The organism is Salinicoccus luteus DSM 17002 (assembly GCF_000712035.1).
In the GTDB taxonomy this organism is placed as follows: Bacteria; Bacillota; Bacilli; order Staphylococcales; family Salinicoccaceae; genus Salinicoccus; species Salinicoccus luteus.
This window is the reverse complement of the sequence record NZ_JONV01000007.1, coordinates 188,377-204,092: the sequence shown is the minus strand read 5'-3', so window position 1 is coordinate 204,092 and position 15,716 is coordinate 188,377. Positions and strand designations below refer to the sequence as shown.

Annotated in this window: 16 protein-coding genes and 1 riboswitch; of the genes, 14 read left to right on the top strand and 2 right to left on the bottom strand. The window is 52.6% G+C overall.

The window, feature by feature from the left end; genetic code table 11:
- Positions 1-43: 43 nt before the first annotated feature.
- Positions 44-1,153 (bottom strand): M20 metallopeptidase family protein, encoded by a 1,110-nt coding sequence (locus BO53_RS0103690; RefSeq protein ID WP_031545560.1) that lies wholly within the window; start codon positions 1,151-1,153, stop codon positions 44-46.
- A gap of 155 nt (positions 1,154-1,308) precedes the next feature.
- Between BO53_RS0103690 and BO53_RS0103685 the strand changes: the two genes are divergently transcribed.
- Both BO53_RS0103685 and BO53_RS0103680 read left to right on the top strand, forming a co-directional pair.
- Positions 1,309-2,844: an AbgT family transporter gene (locus BO53_RS0103685; RefSeq protein WP_281174442.1), complete on the top strand. Its 1,536-nt coding sequence runs from the start codon at positions 1,309-1,311 to the stop codon at positions 2,842-2,844.
- 19 nt (positions 2,845-2,863) lie between these two features.
- Positions 2,864-4,036 carry a M20 metallopeptidase family protein gene (locus BO53_RS0103680; RefSeq protein ID WP_031545556.1) on the top strand — a complete coding sequence of 391 codons (1,173 nt, stop codon included), beginning with the start codon at positions 2,864-2,866 and terminating at the stop codon, positions 4,034-4,036.
- 117 nt (positions 4,037-4,153) lie between these two features.
- Here BO53_RS0103680 and BO53_RS0103675 read toward each other — a convergent pair whose 3' ends face one another.
- Positions 4,154-5,446 (bottom strand): Na+/H+ antiporter NhaC family protein, encoded by a 1,293-nt coding sequence (locus BO53_RS0103675; protein ID WP_031545555.1) that lies wholly within the window; start codon positions 5,444-5,446, stop codon positions 4,154-4,156.
- A gap of 84 nt (positions 5,447-5,530) precedes the next feature.
- Positions 5,531-5,630, bottom strand: a riboswitch (SAM riboswitch).
- Between the two features lie 168 nt (positions 5,631-5,798).
- Between BO53_RS0103675 and BO53_RS0103670 the strand changes: the two genes are divergently transcribed.
- The 12 genes from BO53_RS0103670 (at position 5,799) to BO53_RS0103615 (ending at position 15,715) form a co-directional block, all read left to right on the top strand.
- Positions 5,799-6,317, top strand: a complete 519-nt coding sequence (locus BO53_RS0103670; RefSeq protein ID WP_051682998.1) for a thioredoxin domain-containing protein — start codon at positions 5,799-5,801, stop codon at positions 6,315-6,317.
- Positions 6,318-6,436: 119 nt separating this feature from the next.
- Positions 6,437-8,521: a response regulator transcription factor gene (locus tag BO53_RS14165; protein WP_031545550.1), complete on the top strand. Its 2,085-nt coding sequence runs from the start codon at positions 6,437-6,439 to the stop codon at positions 8,519-8,521.
- A 246-nt stretch (positions 8,522-8,767) separates the two neighbouring features.
- A complete protein-coding gene (locus BO53_RS0103660; protein WP_156956083.1) occupies positions 8,768-8,968 on the top strand; it encodes a hypothetical protein in 201 nt (66 codons plus the stop codon).
- A 229-nt stretch (positions 8,969-9,197) separates the two neighbouring features.
- A complete protein-coding gene (locus tag BO53_RS0103655; RefSeq protein WP_031545546.1) occupies positions 9,198-9,551 on the top strand; it encodes a DUF192 domain-containing protein in 354 nt (117 codons plus the stop codon).
- Between the two features lie 64 nt (positions 9,552-9,615).
- The gene (locus BO53_RS0103650) at positions 9,616-9,777 is read left to right on the top strand and encodes a Flp family type IVb pilin (RefSeq protein ID WP_245608184.1); all 162 of its coding nucleotides are present in this window, start codon (positions 9,616-9,618) and stop codon (positions 9,775-9,777) included.
- A gap of 79 nt (positions 9,778-9,856) precedes the next feature.
- Complete coding sequence (locus BO53_RS0103645; protein WP_051682996.1) at positions 9,857-10,297, top strand: A24 family peptidase; 441 nt, start codon at positions 9,857-9,859, stop codon at positions 10,295-10,297.
- Positions 10,294-10,668, top strand: coding sequence for a TadE/TadG family type IV pilus assembly protein (locus BO53_RS0103640; protein ID WP_031545539.1), 375 nt, complete (start codon positions 10,294-10,296; stop codon positions 10,666-10,668). The genes BO53_RS0103645 and BO53_RS0103640 overlap by 4 nt, the downstream gene beginning before the upstream one ends.
- A gap of 4 nt (positions 10,669-10,672) precedes the next feature.
- Positions 10,673-11,581, top strand: a complete 909-nt coding sequence (locus BO53_RS0103635; RefSeq protein WP_245608183.1) for a pilus assembly protein TadG-related protein — start codon at positions 10,673-10,675, stop codon at positions 11,579-11,581.
- 10 nt (positions 11,582-11,591) lie between these two features.
- On the top strand, positions 11,592-12,611 hold the full coding sequence (cpaB, locus tag BO53_RS0103630; protein ID WP_031545534.1) for a Flp pilus assembly protein CpaB: 1,020 nt from the start codon (positions 11,592-11,594) through the stop codon (positions 12,609-12,611).
- 14 nt (positions 12,612-12,625) lie between these two features.
- On the top strand, positions 12,626-13,375 hold the full coding sequence (locus BO53_RS0103625) for a CpaE/TadZ family protein (RefSeq protein ID WP_169738722.1): 750 nt from the start codon (positions 12,626-12,628) through the stop codon (positions 13,373-13,375).
- Entirely contained in the window at positions 13,372-14,787 is a 1,416-nt protein-coding gene (locus tag BO53_RS0103620) for a TadA family conjugal transfer-associated ATPase (RefSeq protein WP_031545530.1), read from the top strand. The genes BO53_RS0103625 and BO53_RS0103620 overlap by 4 nt, the downstream gene beginning before the upstream one ends.
- A gap of 4 nt (positions 14,788-14,791) precedes the next feature.
- On the top strand, positions 14,792-15,715 hold the full coding sequence (locus BO53_RS0103615) for a type II secretion system F family protein (RefSeq protein WP_031545528.1): 924 nt from the start codon (positions 14,792-14,794) through the stop codon (positions 15,713-15,715).
- The last annotated feature ends 1 nt before the right edge of the window (position 15,716 follow it).

Sequence of the window (15,716 nt, the reverse complement as noted above, 5' to 3'; positions counted from 1 at the left end):
GAAAAGACGCCATGCGAATATTCGCATGGCGTCTTTCCACATATTATACATTTGCCAAAGTTTTAAACATATTACACCCTGTTTTTATATGTTCATCAATGAAATCATATTCTGAAGTATGGATGGACGGATGGTCGATGCCATTGCCGATATAGAAGTACGCGCCGGGGACTTCTTTTGTATAGTGTCCGAAATCTTCCGAGCCGCGGATGGCCTCGTCGAGTTCATTCACTTCGAGGCCGCACTCCCCGGCCGCCCTGCGCACTTCATCCGCCATGTCAGGGTCATTCGCCGTTTCGGGGAAGGCATCCGTATAATCGAATGAGACTTTAAGTCCGCGGTTCATCGCTTCCCCGTGTGCAATGGTGATGATATCCGCCTTCAGCTGCTCAAGCTCCTTTTCGTGGAGGGGCCGGATGGTCAGCGACAGTTCCCCTTCATATGCCGCCATGCCGAAGTCCCTTGTACCGATGTCCACGTTGACGACGGTGGCAAGGAGCAGCCCTTTACTGCTTTTGGTGAGGTCCGGGAGGGCATTGATGATATGTGCGATGGAGGGGGCGGGGTTGATGCCGTCCTCCGGCGTGCTCGCATGGGCGGGTCTTCCCGTCATTCTGATGATCATGCCTGTGGAGGCGCATTGGATATTTCCATCCTTTATATTGACCGACCGGTACGGCATGCCGCTCATGTTGTGGTATCCATATATCCTGTCGATGGCCTCATCCTTGAGTAGGGGGAGGCACTGCCTTGCGCCGTCACCCGTCTCTTCGGCGGGCTGGAAGAGGAGGAAGATGCTGTTGGTACTGCCCGGCCGGTCGACTTCGAGGGCGAAGGCGGCGAGGGTCGCTGTATGGCCATCATGGCCGCATTTGTGCGCCTTGCCCGGGATTGTCGAAGCCCACGGAATATCGATGGTCTCATCCATCGGCAGGGCGTCGAAATCTGCACGGAAGGCGATGTTGAGCCCGTCACTACCGCTGCGGTAGGCGGCATAGAACCAGCTGCCATGGTCGATGATTTCAAGCGAGGTATTTGCCTTCAGAAACTCCATCAGATGGGCCTTCGTCCATTTCTCTTCGTTGGAGAGTTCCGGGTGTGCGTGCAGTTCGTGCCGGAGGGCTCTGGCACGTTCAAAGTTTCTATTGTCCATGTCTCCACTCCTTGTCGGGACTTGCAGATCTTTAGGAAAACTGTAGCACGCCGGCTGCCATAAGTAAATTTATGGTCTCCTGAAAATCCTCTTGTGCTTTATCCCGCGGTCTGCAATAATGTTACTGTTATTTGAAAATTTAAAAAGGGAAGGACATACATATGGAAAACAATCAGAAGAGGGGAATCTTCAACCGTTTCCTCGATGTCGTCGAAAGGGTGGGGAATAAGCTCCCCGACCCGATTGTATTATTCATCATACTGATGTTTACGATTCTTGGTGCCTCATTCGTCGGCGGCATGCTCAAATGGGAAGCGGTGAACCCTGCCGATGGTGAAACGATCCAGGCGGTGAACCTGCTCAATGGAGAAGGAATCGTCCGCATCTTTACGGAAGCAATTACGAACTTCAGTGAATTTCCACCGCTCGGCATGGTACTGGTCGTCATGATCGGTATCGGAATGGCCGAGAAATCGGGATACTTCGAGACGGCGATGAAACGTGCCATTGAAGTATCCCCGCAGAAACTCATCCTGCCTGCAATCATCCTGGTCGGCATCGTCGGCAACGTTGCGGGTGACGCAGCACCGATCATCCTGCCGCCGATTGCGGCGATGGTCGTCATGAAACTCGGCTACCACCCATTCGTCGGCCTGGTCATGGCGTACGCGGCTTCCCTCGGTGCATTCGCAGCCAACGTCATCCCAGGGATGACCGAAGCATTGGCGCTTGCGTTCACGGAGCCCGCGGCCCAGCTGATCGACCCCGACTATACGGGCAGCCTGCTCATGAACTACTACTTTACGGCAGTGGCGACTGTATTCCTGCTCTTCATCGTCTATTTCGTGACGAAGAAGATTACAGTGCCGCGCCTTGGTACATACGAAGGTTTGGAGACGGCCGACCATGAACCATTGGAGAAAAAGGAGATTGTGGCGCTCAGGTGGGCGAACATCTCTGCACTGCTGACATTCATCGTCTTCATGGTGCTTCTCCTGCCTGAGAATGCGATATTCCGTAATGCCGAAACGGGCTCCATCATCCAGGATTCCCCGTTCATGAATTCGATCATATTCATATTGACGATCTTCTTCTTCGTCCCGGGCCTCGTCTATGGGCTCAAGGCGGGCACAATCCGTTCGACGAAGGACTTCGGCAGCATGCTCGGGGATGCGATGGGTACGATGGGCAGCTATGTCGTCCTCGTATTCTTCGCCGCCCAGATGCTCGCCTACTTCAGCTGGAGCAACCTCGGGCCGATCATCGCCATCAAGGGGGCGAATGCGCTTGAGGCGGTGAACGCCTCCGGCATTCCGCTCATCATCGGCTTCATCCTGCTGGCCGGCCTCATCAACCTGCTGATCGGCAGCGCCTCGGCAAAATGGGCCATCCTGGCACCGGTGTTCGTACCGATGTTCATGTTGCTCGGCTATGACCCGGCATTCACGCAGATGCTCTACCGCATCGGGGATTCCTTCACGAACCCGATCACACCGATGCTGCCATACCTGCCGCTCCTGCTTGCGTTTGCGCAGCGCTATGACAAGAACGCGGGACTCGGCACACTGCTGTCGGCCCTGCTGCCGTATTCGATCGTCCTGTTCTTTGCATGGACGATACTGCTCATCGTATGGTATCTGATCGGCATCCCGCTCGGTATCGACGGCCCGATCTACCTGCCTGAATATTGATAATTGAGGAGAATGGAAAATGAACCTGCAACAACAGATTGAAAATGTAATGGAAGAAGTCGTCACATGGCGCCGCACGATGCACAGACATCCGGAGGTGTCATTCCAGGAACACTGGACAAGCGGCTATATAAAATCGGAACTTGAGAAAATGGAGGGTATTGAAATTTCCCAGCCGACAAAAACGAGTGTCCTCGGCATCATCAGAGGGACGAAACCGGGGCGTAGAATCGGCCTCCGGGCAGACATCGATGCCCTCCCGATCCAGGAGGAACGCACGGATATCGATTTCATCTCCACGAACGATGGTGCGATGCATGCCTGCGGGCATGACGGACATGCCGCCATCCTGCTCGGGGCAGCCAAAGTGCTCGTGCAGAATATCGACGCCCTCCATGGTGAAGTCTACCTGATCTTCCAGCATGCCGAGGAGGAGCCGCCGGGCGGTGCCCAGGAGATGGTGGCAACCGGACTTTTCGATGACCTCGACTTCATCTACGGCCAGCATCTGTTCACACCGATACCGACAGGAAAGATCGGCATCACGAACGGCCCGATCACATCGAATTCCGACACATTCGACCTGAAGATCCAGGGGCGGGGCGGGCATGCTTCCCAGCCCGAGAACTCGATCGACCCGATTGTCATCGGCGGCCAGGTCCTGAACCAGTTCCAGACGATCATTTCACGGATTGCATCGCCGCTCGATTCCGCCGTCATCTCGACGACGAAATTCCATGCCGGCAGTGCGAAGAACATCATCCCGGACAGTGCGGTGCTCGAAGGCAGCGTGCGCACCATCAATGATGAGACGAGGGAGATGGTCAGGGAGCGTATGGAAAAAGCGGTCAAAGGTGTCTGCGACATGTACGGTGCGACCTATGATTTTTCATTCAACTACGGCTATTCCGCTGTGGTGAATGAGGATGCTGCAACGGACAGGGTCAGAAGGATGGCGACAGAGGAGTTTGGAGACAAGGTCTTCGAGTATCCGCTCGCTATGGGCGGGGAGGATTTCGCCGCCTTCTCCCGCATCATCCCGGCAACCTATGCCTGGATTGGTGCTGGCAGCAAGGAGAAGGATATGGAATATCCACACCACCATCCGAAGTTCGGCATCGATGAAGACAGCTTCATCGACGGCGTGAAGATGATGGTCCATACTGCGCTTGAGATGACACAGCCTGAATAGTCCTGGAGCAGACGAAAAATGACCTGATCCTCTAAGGATCAGGTCATTTTAGGTAGAGGAGTGTTTTTCGTCCAACTTGCTGTCGTTTCAGTTGTCCGAAGTTGCTTGTTCATCCCGTTACGCATTCAGTCTCCTCGGGAAACCGATGAGTATCGCGATGATGCCGCAGATCAGGAGCATTGCGGGATAGATGGAATATGGAATCATGGCGACGGGTGAAATGGCGGCGAGGCCTGCAGCAGCGAGCATCTGTCCCCCGTAGGGGATGAGCCCCTGGAAGGCGGCGGCGAAGATGTCGAGCACACTCGCCGATTTCCTTCTGTCCACACCATATTCGTCGGCGATGTTCCTGGCCAGTGGCCCGGTGATGATGATGGAAATCGTATTGTTGGCGGTGCTGAGGTCTGTGGCACTGACGAGTGCGGCGATGCCGAATTCTGCGCCCTTCCTGGAGCGGATCCTGCTCGTGATGAAATGGAGCAGGTAGTCGATGCCGCCGTAATGCTGGATGAGCGCGATGAGTCCGCCGATCAGAATGGCGATGATGGCGATGTTCTGCATATTGCCGATACCTTCTCCGGCCGCGGCGACGAATGATGTGAATGTATAGGAACCATCAAGCACACCGACCAGTCCGGCAAACACGATGCCCCCGGAAAGCACGATCAGTACGTTGACGCCGAGCAGGGCGATCACCAGGACGGCGAGATAGGGCAGCACTTTAAACAGATTGTAGTCGAGATCCGTCGCCGGTGTCGTCGTCTGTCCGGAGGAAATGAACCAGAGTATGATGATCGTCGCGATTGCACCCGGCAGTACAATGAAGAAGTTCGTCTTGAATTTGTCGGCCATTTTGACTTCCTGCGACTGTGTGGAAACGATCGTCGTATCGGAAATGACCGACAGGTTGTCCCCGAACATGGCACCGCCGATGACCGTGGCAAGTGCCAGCGCCAATGAAAGGTCTGTCTGTCCAGCGATGCCGATGGCGATGGGGGCAAGTGCCACAACCGTGCCTGTTGATGTCCCCATTGAAATGGAGATGAAGCAGCAGATGATGAACAGCCCAATCAGCAACAGGCTGCTCGGGAGGAGTGACAGGCCGAGGTTGACTGTGGATTCCACAGCACCCATGTTCTCGGCAACCTGTGAAAATGCACCGGCGAGCAGGAAGATGAGCACCATCAGCATGATGTTCTCCCGGCCGGCACCTCGGGTCAGGATGCCGATCTTTTCATTCAGCCGGTCTTTCGGTTTTATGAACATTGCTGCAACGATGGCGATGATGACCGCCACAGTAATCGGCATCGCCTGGAAGTCCCGGGTGATGATGCCGGTACCGATGAACAGCGCAACAAAAATGAGCAGGGGGAGCAGTGCGAGTGGATTGCCCCGTGTATTATCCTTCATGATGAAAAGCCTCCAATGGTTTGATTGATGATCTGAGAAACAAAAAAGCCCACTTCATGGAAGAAGAGGGCAGAAATTCATCTCTTCTTATCTTCAAGCATTACGCTTCTGGAATTGGCACAGGCCCGCACGGGCTGCTGCCGAGGCTTCAAAGGGCCAGTCCCTCCACCTCTCTGGATAAGAATCATCTCAATTTAATTTAAGACAAACTTTATCGCCTTTTTCCGGCACTGTCAATAGGATTGTGCGCTTTATTTGAATAATTCAAAGCACAACATGATTGAATCTTCACAACCATTGCGGGTTAATCTATACTTGAAATGACAAAAGTGAAATATTGGAGGGGAAGACCATGAGTATGGAATATGCACCACCTTTGAGCTTTGGCCGGGATGGGGCGAAAAAGCATGTTGAAGTGTTCCTGAATACCGCCTGCCCGTACTGCGTGAACTTTTTCCTGGCCGCGCATGAAGCTGTGATGCCGCGTGTTGAGGCGGGGGAAGTGAAGTATACCATCAAGCATTATGACAAACCGAAGGTGCGGCTGCTTCACGGAACGATAGCGAACCTTTTCATAGACTACAACCAGCCGAATGAAGCGTATGAAATCATGAAGTCCCTGTTCCTCACACAGAGGGAATGGGCACATCTCGACAGCGGCGAAATAGAACAGATGATGGAGCAGGAGTATGGCTGTCAGGAACAGCGGAGTACGATGAACCTGAGCCTCGATATTACGAAAGAGGCACTGGAGCGTTCAATCTCGGTTGTTCCGACCGTCTTCATCAATGGTGAAAAACTCGAGTTCGACAGCAGGAGCCCCTCCGAAGAAATCGGTAAGGCACTGGTGCGTGCCCTTGACGCAATTTGAATTCATTTCCATCTATTCTACATGTTTCTAGTGTCTATGGGTAAAGGGTTAAGTAAACCCTTATGTACGTTTCGCCATACTGGTACAACCCAAGATAAACTGCACTGGAGATGGTAAAGATGGCTTCAGCAATCGAATTGTTGGAAAAGGTCCAGCAGACATTCGCTTCACAGTATGGATTGACATTTTTCCTCACCGACAGGGAAGGGGAGGTGCTCACTTCGGTCGAAGGCGGCAATGGACTGTGCGGCACAATGCTGGAAGAAGGACTATTGAATGAAATGAAGCATATACTCAAGAATGATGGGCGCATCAGCCGCCCGCTCATATATGAAGTAGCCTCGGGCGTCCATATCATGGCCGCCCCTGTCATAAATGGTGAGGGGACATCCCATTATCTATGGGCAGGCGTCCTGGTGGACCAGGACAGGGATGTCGATATGCAGACTGAGATGCAAGGCGCGGCACCCATCCTGTATGAGAACAATAGAAGCGAGTGGCTCCAGCTTGCAGGCAGAATCGCTGAAGTGACTGGATTATGCCTCCAGCAGACCGATGTCACCCCGTTATCCGGCCTCCATCTCGACAGGCTCAGAAAATCCGTGCAGCAGCACGAGGCGGCAAGTGCCGAACTGTTCTCCCAAGTGACCGAGGACGGGGGAGAAATCGAGTTCCTGGGAATCGCCGAACAGACCGGGGAGGACACCTATACAGTGACCCGAATCATCGGCAGGGAAGCCGGGGCACTCAGAGGGAAGCAGTTCATCGTCGGGGAGGGATTCCTCGGAAGGACTGCGCTGACGGAAGTGCCGGGATACTGGGAGGATATCGGTCAGGACAGGCGGTCAAGGATATTCGCCTCCCTGCCGGAACGCCCACAGCTTCTGTTTACGGATACGGCACAGGCGCATGACGGTTCGGTTGCTGTGCTGTTCGGAGGCAGCTTCTCGAAGAAGCGTGCGAGTGCTTCAACAAAGACGCTCATGCAGATGACCTCCATACTCACCGAATCGAGCCTGCTTGTGGAAGGGTTGCGGGAAGAGAACTCGCAGCAGCTGTCCCGTCTGACTTCGCTTGTGGAGATATGCCGGCTGATGGCCTCCACTCCGGATCCGAGGCGCATGATACTGATTCTGCTCGACATCAGCATCAACCTCGTCGAAGGGCCCTTTTCGCTCGTCCTCATCAAGGACAACAAGAGTGGGAAGGGGAAGCTCGTCACCCGGGGAAGCTACGAAGGAGAAGTGAGCCAGTATGTCCGGACGATGATGGAACGGACCCGGCAGCTCTCGCGGCTGCCTGAAGATACAGACGGCGAACCTTATGTCGTCACCCTGCCGAATGGACAGCAGGCGATAGAATGCCCGCTGGCATACGGCAATGAAATGCAGGGAATCCTTTCGGTCGGCATCGATGGTACATCAGAACTCGACTTGCAGGAGCACATTGCATTCCTCCAGACCCTCTCCATCATCGGCGGCGTCTCCCTCCAGCTCGCTGGACACAGGGAAACACATGTTGAGGAGGAGAAGTCTGAAGCGCTGCACCTGGCCGTCCAGGAAATGGACGAAGCGGCATATGTCCGGTCGAAGGAAGCGGCCGAACTCGCCGCCGTCATCACAGCACGCCTCGAATTTCCGGAAGCGTCTGCCCGTGCTGTCGTCAGGGCATGCCAGCTTTCCCACTATTCATCTGATTTTATACGCAGGATGTTCCCTGAAAATGATGCAGCGTCAGTAATGGAGACCGGCAATGCCATACTCCAGCACCATGATATCCCACGTACGGACAGAACGGATATTGCCGGATATATATATGCCCTATGCATCGCCTACTCCAAATCGGATAGATTGGAAGATGCCGAAAATCTCCCCCGGATCGATGAAGCGGCATTGGATACTTTCCTGTCGCTCGTCAGGACGACACACGTCAGCGAAGTGGAATTCGACCTGGGCGGCAGTTCCAAAATGGACGATATACAGGAAATCGCAGACGCTGTAAAGCGCATGGACCACCTTTCCCCGAGGGAGCAGGAAGTGCTCACACTTCTGGCAGAAGGCAAGAACAACCAGGACATTGCCGAAATCCTCTATATCAGTGCCCACACCGTAAAGAACCATATTACAAAGATATTCCATAAGCTGGATGTCTCGGACAGGGTAAGTGCCATTTCAAAAGTTTACAGATATCTCCATAAACACTAGCCGGAGGGGGTATAGGAGAATGGTGCCATCCATCATTTTCCTGTCCCCTATACAAATTCTGGAATAAATGAGACCAGAAGCGGATATACCATATTGTGGGATAGGGGTATGATTGGATAGTAGCTAAGATTCATATTTGCTGTAAAAAGGTGATCGGCATCAGGTCGGGCTTATGGATGCCGTGTCAGGCGAGGAGGGGAAGGGATGAACACTAGAAGGATTCCGTCTTTAAAGATGGAATGCATAATGCTATTTCAATCCAACCCGCAGTCAGCCCACTCACTTGAAGATCTCTCGGAAAACCTGGATAGGAATGAAGAGGATTTGGAACCGGTTCTGGAGCTGTTGATGAAGCAGGGCATCATCGAGCAGTTCCAGAAGGCAGGAAAGACGCTCTACCGCTATCAGGAACCGGAAACCGCTTCTGAGTTTGAAATGGATCCATAATCGCATAAGTGAGGGGAGGAAATGGAGAATGAGCAATCATTCTCCATTTTTTTATGCCCTTTTCAATAAATGCAATAGGACGGGACTCCTAGTGACATAAGAGGATGCTCCCATTGGCAGCCCATCCGAATAATGGGAGTGATGGGGGATAGATGTAAATTGCATTCAGGTGCATAATTTGGGTTGTAATCACACAGCAAGCCACAGGCACACAGGGAGGAAGACACAGATGAAACTGATCAACAGTACAAGGGGAACAGTCATTGCACAAGACCTCATCAAGGCACACAGCTTCTGGTCCAGATTCAAAGGACTGATGTTCAGACATGACATGCCTCATGACGCGGCCCTTCATCTCCACCCTTGCAGTTCAATCCACACCTTCTTCATGAAGTTCAGCATCGATGTCATCTACATCAATGAACAGAACGTGGTCGTCGGTATTGAAAAACATCTTGCACCCGGGAAGGTCGGCGGAAGGTTCAAAAGAGCCCGATCCGTCATCGAACTTCCCGCAGGCGCACTCGGTGATCTCTCCACTGGTGACACTGTGGCATTTGCTGAAAAAAACCAGGCAATATAGCTTTACGCTAATCATTATATATATGGGGGAATTGAACATGATGGAACTTTTTAGAGGTTTGTTAATGGAAGAAGAAGGACAGGGCATGACGGAATACGGTCTGATTCTGGGAATGCTTGTTGTCGTAATCGTAGTCGCTTTTGCAGTACTTACAGATGAATTCACAGCCATTTTCGAAGGTATCGTTAAGTCTATAACTGGCGCAACTACAACGACAGAAGGATAATATACTTGCTGCATCCACAGGCCCACCTTATTGATGGGTCTGTTTTTTGTAGAAAGATCGGACGGGAGGAAGAGGATATATGCTGATCAATGTCTTTCTTATTATCGTACTTGCAGTCTGTGTCGTTACAGACATTCGTGAACGGAAAATATACAACAAGGTGATTTTTCCAGCACTTTTGGCTGCATTTGGATTGAATATCATATTCGGTGGATTCAGTGGATTTGGGGACGCTCTGATTGGATTTGTCGTCGGTTTTGCATTACTGCTCATCCCCTATATCCTTGGGGGCATGGGGGCAGGGGATGTCAAACTGCTTGGCCTGGTTGGTGCGTTTAAAGGAAGTAGCTTTGTATTGGAATCCTTCATCTATATGGCGGTGGTCGGAGGAATGCTTGCGATATTTGTCATTGTGACAAGGGGTGGATTGAAGAAATCCTTTGGCATCGGCATGCCGTACGGTGTGGCAATCGCAAGTGGTTCAGGCTTGGCGCTGCTGATGGATGTGGAACTTCTATGATGAGACGGGAAAATGGTCAATCGACTGTAGAATTCGCAATTCTTGTACCGCTCATCTTTTTTCTGCTCATCGGTGTCGTCGACTTTGGGCGGGTCATCCATTCTCAGCTTCAGCTGGAGCTCGTGACCCAGGATGCAGCACGTATGGCAGGTCTCGGGGAGTCGGATGAGATGGTGAAGTCGTACGCAATCGACAATTTCATTGCGGGTGATGCTTCGGAACTCACTGTGAACGTGTCTCCGACAGGTGAAAAGGACCCGGGAACTTATGTCACAGTGGAAATCACCTACCCTGAGCAGATCTTCAACCCGCTGGGAGATTATGCGATTCCTTTCACAGTGAAGACAAGCTCTACAACGAGAGTGGAGTGATATGATGAAAGCTTTTTTAAAAAAGGAAGAGGGAAGCTCCTTTCTCCTCATGGCACTGGGCATGATGATCACACTCGCAATCCTTGGCCTTGTTGTCGATGGCGGTCATCTTTATATGACGAAGAGTCACATGCAGAAGACTGCCAATGCGGCAGCACTGTCAGGCGCACAGGAACTGCCCAACTCGAGTGAGAAGGTGAACCAGGTGGTGGGCGAAATTCTAGACCATCATGGGGAGACGGACAGTCTTCTATTTTCAAATATGGAAGGAGACGCCCTCCTTCATGTGGGAGTTGGGCGGGAAGTTCCAGTATTCTTTTCTGCCCTGTTTGGAGTAGACAGTGTAACAGTGCAGGCTGAGGCAAAAGCTGGCCTCCATGCCATGACTGCCGGCATCGGTACTGTACCGCTGGGATTGAATGAATCAATGGAATTAGTTTATGGGGACACCTATACATTGAAGGTGGATGCAGGAGATTCCGAGACAGGGAACTTCGGCATACTGGCATTGGAAGGCCCAGGAGCGAAATCTTATGGAGAATCTCTCAAATATGGCTTTGACGAAGAGCTCAAAGTAGGGGATGTCATCAATACTCAGACGGGTAACATCGCAGGAGCAACTAGAGAAGGGGTCAACTACAGGATAAGCAATTGTCCTTACCCTGATGGAGACTACCAGCAGAGGGATTGTCCAAGGATCATGTTGATTCCGGTATATAAGCCGTTGGGCGACGGTGGGAAACAGATGAAAAGTGTGGAAATAACAGGGTTTGCCTATTTTTATCTCGCTAATCCGATGGACTCGAAGGATGACTCAATCAGCGGCATTTTCATTAAGAGGGTCGGAGCGGGAGAATCAAATGGAGACGCACCACTGGACCGTGGTGCATATACGATTAAATTGACACGGTAGGTGGAATGCAATGAAACCGAAAAAAATATTGATGCTGGCGATTCTGTCAGGACTTTTGACGACAGGCGTCTTCTATATAGTCATGCAGCAGAGTGGTGCGGCTGAGACGGACGAGCCTGTAATGGTTGAAGTGGCTGCAGCGGCTTCGGACATCGAGGAGAACACGCAGCTTACAGGAGAAAATCTTCAGGTGATCGAAAAGCGGGAGACGGAAGTGCACCCGTCTGCGGTAAGGAACAAAGATATGGCGATCGGGGATTATACAGCGGCTTCCCTTGTAGCCGGAGAGGTGCTGCTTGAGCACCACATCGAGAAAAAAGGCGAAGGGGATATACTATCCAAAAAAGTGGCGTATGGCTATAGAGCCGTATCATTTGAAGTCAAAGACTATCAATCACAACCGGTATCTAGCTTGGTTCAACCTAACGACAGGATTGATATTGTACATGTACCATATGATGAGTCTAATCAAAATGGGTTTGGCCGAGCTGGAATACTGTTTGAAAACGTGAAAATACTGGCGGTCAATCAACGTATGAAAGAGCCGGGCGAAGGGGAAGGGAATGAGCAGTACTTGACTGTAACGGTTGAGATGAAGCAGGCGGATGCAGTTGAAGTTGTAGATGCAAATTATCATGGCGTTCTGCACTTGTTATTGATCAGCAGGTTGAAGGAGAATGGCGAAGTGATGGACATGGAAGTCGGCAGTGTCGAAGGTGGGGCGGATAAGGCGGAAGCTTCTGAAATGAAGGTCGAAGCGACTGAGCAAACAGTCGAAGAACCGGCTACTGAAGGGGATTCAGACAATGCGGACGCCCAGGACATCATCGTACTTCCCGAACGGGCCCATGTGAGGAACGGCCCTTCCCTCGATGCGAATGTACTGACCGTGGTGGATGCGGGCGATTCGCTCATTACGAAGAATGAAGAAGAGACGGATGCGGATGGCCGCATCTGGATGCATGTGGAAACGAAATCCGGCCAGCAGGGCTGGATCAGCAGCCGCATCATCAAATTGGAGAATGAATGAAAGGTGTGGTGGTTATGACCGCTGAAATCATATTGGTAACAAGTGCAGTGGGGGGCGCTGGGAAGACGGTCGTCGCCACGAATCTCGGAATGGCATTCCAGGAGCAGGGGAGGCGTACGGTGCTCGTCGATGGTGATCTGCAATTTGGTGATATGGCACTGGCGCTTGACCTGACCCCGGGCGTCAGCATCAAGGAAGCGGTGGAACGGGATGATTTCCAGAACATCCATACATTCTGTACGATGCATGCGTCGGGTGTCCGGCTGCTTCCGGCACCGCCGCGTCCGGAGTTTGCTGATCTCGTCGATGCGGAAGATCTTTCCGTTGCGATTGAGAACTTGAAGTCACAGGCTGAGGTCATCATTGTGGAAACGCATCATGGACTGACCGAACAGAACATGGTGCTGATGGATCTGGCAGACCGCATCATGGTCGTCACCACACCGGGCATGGCTGCATTGAAGAATACACGGCTCATGGTGGAGACGCTTGATGCACTCGGTCATGGGGAGAAGACCCGTCTCGTTGTAAACAAGAATACCGTGCCGACGCTGATGGAAACGAAGAAGGTGCCCGACCATCTGAATATGGCACAGGAGCACGTCTTCTATCTGCCCTATGCACTGAAGGAAATCTCCTATTCATTGGACCGCGGCATTCCATTCCTATCGAGCAGCCCGAAACACCGCTTCTCGAAAAAGATCAGGAAGATCACCGAGCATCTCCGTGAGATGGGCGACAGAAAGCAGGTGACTGAAGCATGAGCCTCCTGGCCAGACTACAGACAAAAAATGATGGCAGTACAAATGACAGGGAAGTGAAAGCACCGAAGCATACTGCTCCTGTGGAGGAGAAGGAAGCCGGCCTGCCCCCAATCAGGGAGGAAAAAGCGGAGAAGCCGAAACCGGTGCGGGTCGAAGAACCGGATGCGGAATATTTGGAGCTGAAGAACCTGACGCTGAAGTTCATCCTGAAAGAGCGGAAGGACGAGGATATTGAAGACATCGTCGTGGATATGGATGACATCATTCAGGACATTCTCCAGGAGAACGACCATATCCAGAATATCGGCAACATCGAAAAGCTGAAGCTCGAACTGAAGAACGACCTGACGGGATACGGGCCCATCAACCCCCTGCTTCTGGATGAGGATGTATCCGAGGTGATGGTCAATGGGCCGAAGCATGTCTATGCAGAACGCAAAGGGAAACTGTCTCTGACCGACGTCACATTCAGGGATGATGACCATGTCATGGCGGTGTTGGAGAAGATTCTCTCCCCGCTTGGCAGGCGTGTGGATGAAAGCAGCCCGATGGTCGACGCCCGGCTCAAGGATGGGTCGCGTGTCAATGCGATCATTCCGCCGCTTGCGCTCGGAGGACCGACGATTACGATCCGTAAGTTTGCGAAAGATCCGTTCACCATCCATGATCTGATCCGCTTCGGTACATTGACCGAGGAGATGGCGGCCTTCATCAAGGCGTGCGTTGAAGGCAAGCTGAACATTTTCGTTAGTGGAGGGACAGGTTCCGGCAAGACGACGACATTGAACGTCCTGTCCTCCTTCATTTCCAACAAGGACCGCATCGTGACGATTGAGGATGCAGCCGAGCTGCAGCTCGGGCAGGAGCATGTCGTGTCACTCGAGACGCGGCCGGCGAACATCGAGGGGACGGGGGCCATCACAATCCGTGACCTGGTCCGGAATTCGCTCCGTATGCGTCCGGACCGCATCGTCATCGGTGAGGTGCGGAGCGGAGAGGCGCTCGACATGCTGCAGGCGATGAACACCGGACACGATGGCTCACTTGCAACGGGCCACTCGAACAGTCCGCGTGACATGGTGTCGCGGCTTGAGACGATGGTGCTGATGGCGGGCATGGATCTGCCGATCAAAGCCATCCGGGAACAGATTGCCGGCGCCCTCCATGTCATCGTCCAGCAGTCGCGTCTCAACGATGGGACGCGGCGGATTACCAGCATTACGGAAGTGCAGGGCATGGAAGGGGACGTCATCGTCCTCCAGGATATATTCGTATTCAAGCAGAACGGTGTGGATGATAACGGCAAAATCATCGGTAAACTGGTGCCGACGGGCATCCGGCCGCAGTTCTATGAAAAGCTGGAGCAGGAAGGCATCCAGCTGCCGGCTTCCCTGTTCATGGAAAAGGAGTGACCGGATGGAAATCATTCTGATTGCAGGCACTTTCATTACCCTCTTTCTTATTCTTCTTGCCATTTCCGCCGCCAGAAATCCGGAAGGCGCGCAGCCCCGGGAACCCTTCTCATTGAAGGGGAGCCTGAAGAATGCCAACAGCGCCCTCAAGCACCTGCTCGTCAAACGGGGCAGGAAGAGCAGGAAGCGTGAAAGACTGGAAAGTGAACTGACAGCGGCCGGCGTACTGATGAAGGTCGAGGAATTCATCGCTTTCAGGATGATGGCCTTCATCATCGCCGGTGGCATACTATACATGATCTCGAACAACTTCATTCTGGCCATCATGGGCGGGCTCTTTGGATACTTCATGCCGATGATTATGCTCGGACAGAAGAAAAAGAAGCGCATCAAGCAGTTCAACGACTCGCTCCCCGGGATGATCACTTCGATCAGCGGTTCACTGAGGGCGGGGTTCAGTCTGCTCCAGGCACTCCAGATGGTCGAAGAGGAGTCGTATTCGCCCGTCAAGGAGGAAGTGCAGTATGTCCTTAAAAACCTTCAGTATGGGACGCGGCTCGAAGACGCGCTCATTGACTGGAAGCGGCGGATGCCGAGCGCGGAGCTCGACATGCTGGTCGAATCGATAATGATCCAGAGGCAGGTCGGTGGGAACCTCGTCTATCTCCTTGATAAGATACTGGAGACGATCCGCGAGCGGACGAAGATAGAGAACCAGGTCCGTACGCTGACCGCCCAGGGCAAGCTTTCGGGCTTGATCATCGGGCTGCTTCCGATTGTCGTGGGCATGCTGCTGTATGTCATCAACCCCGACTATATGAGTTTGCTGTTCACTGAACCAATCGGACGCATACTGCTCGCCGGAGCACTCGTCTCTGAAATCATCGGCTTCATATTCATCCGCAAAATGACAATGATCGAGGTGTAAC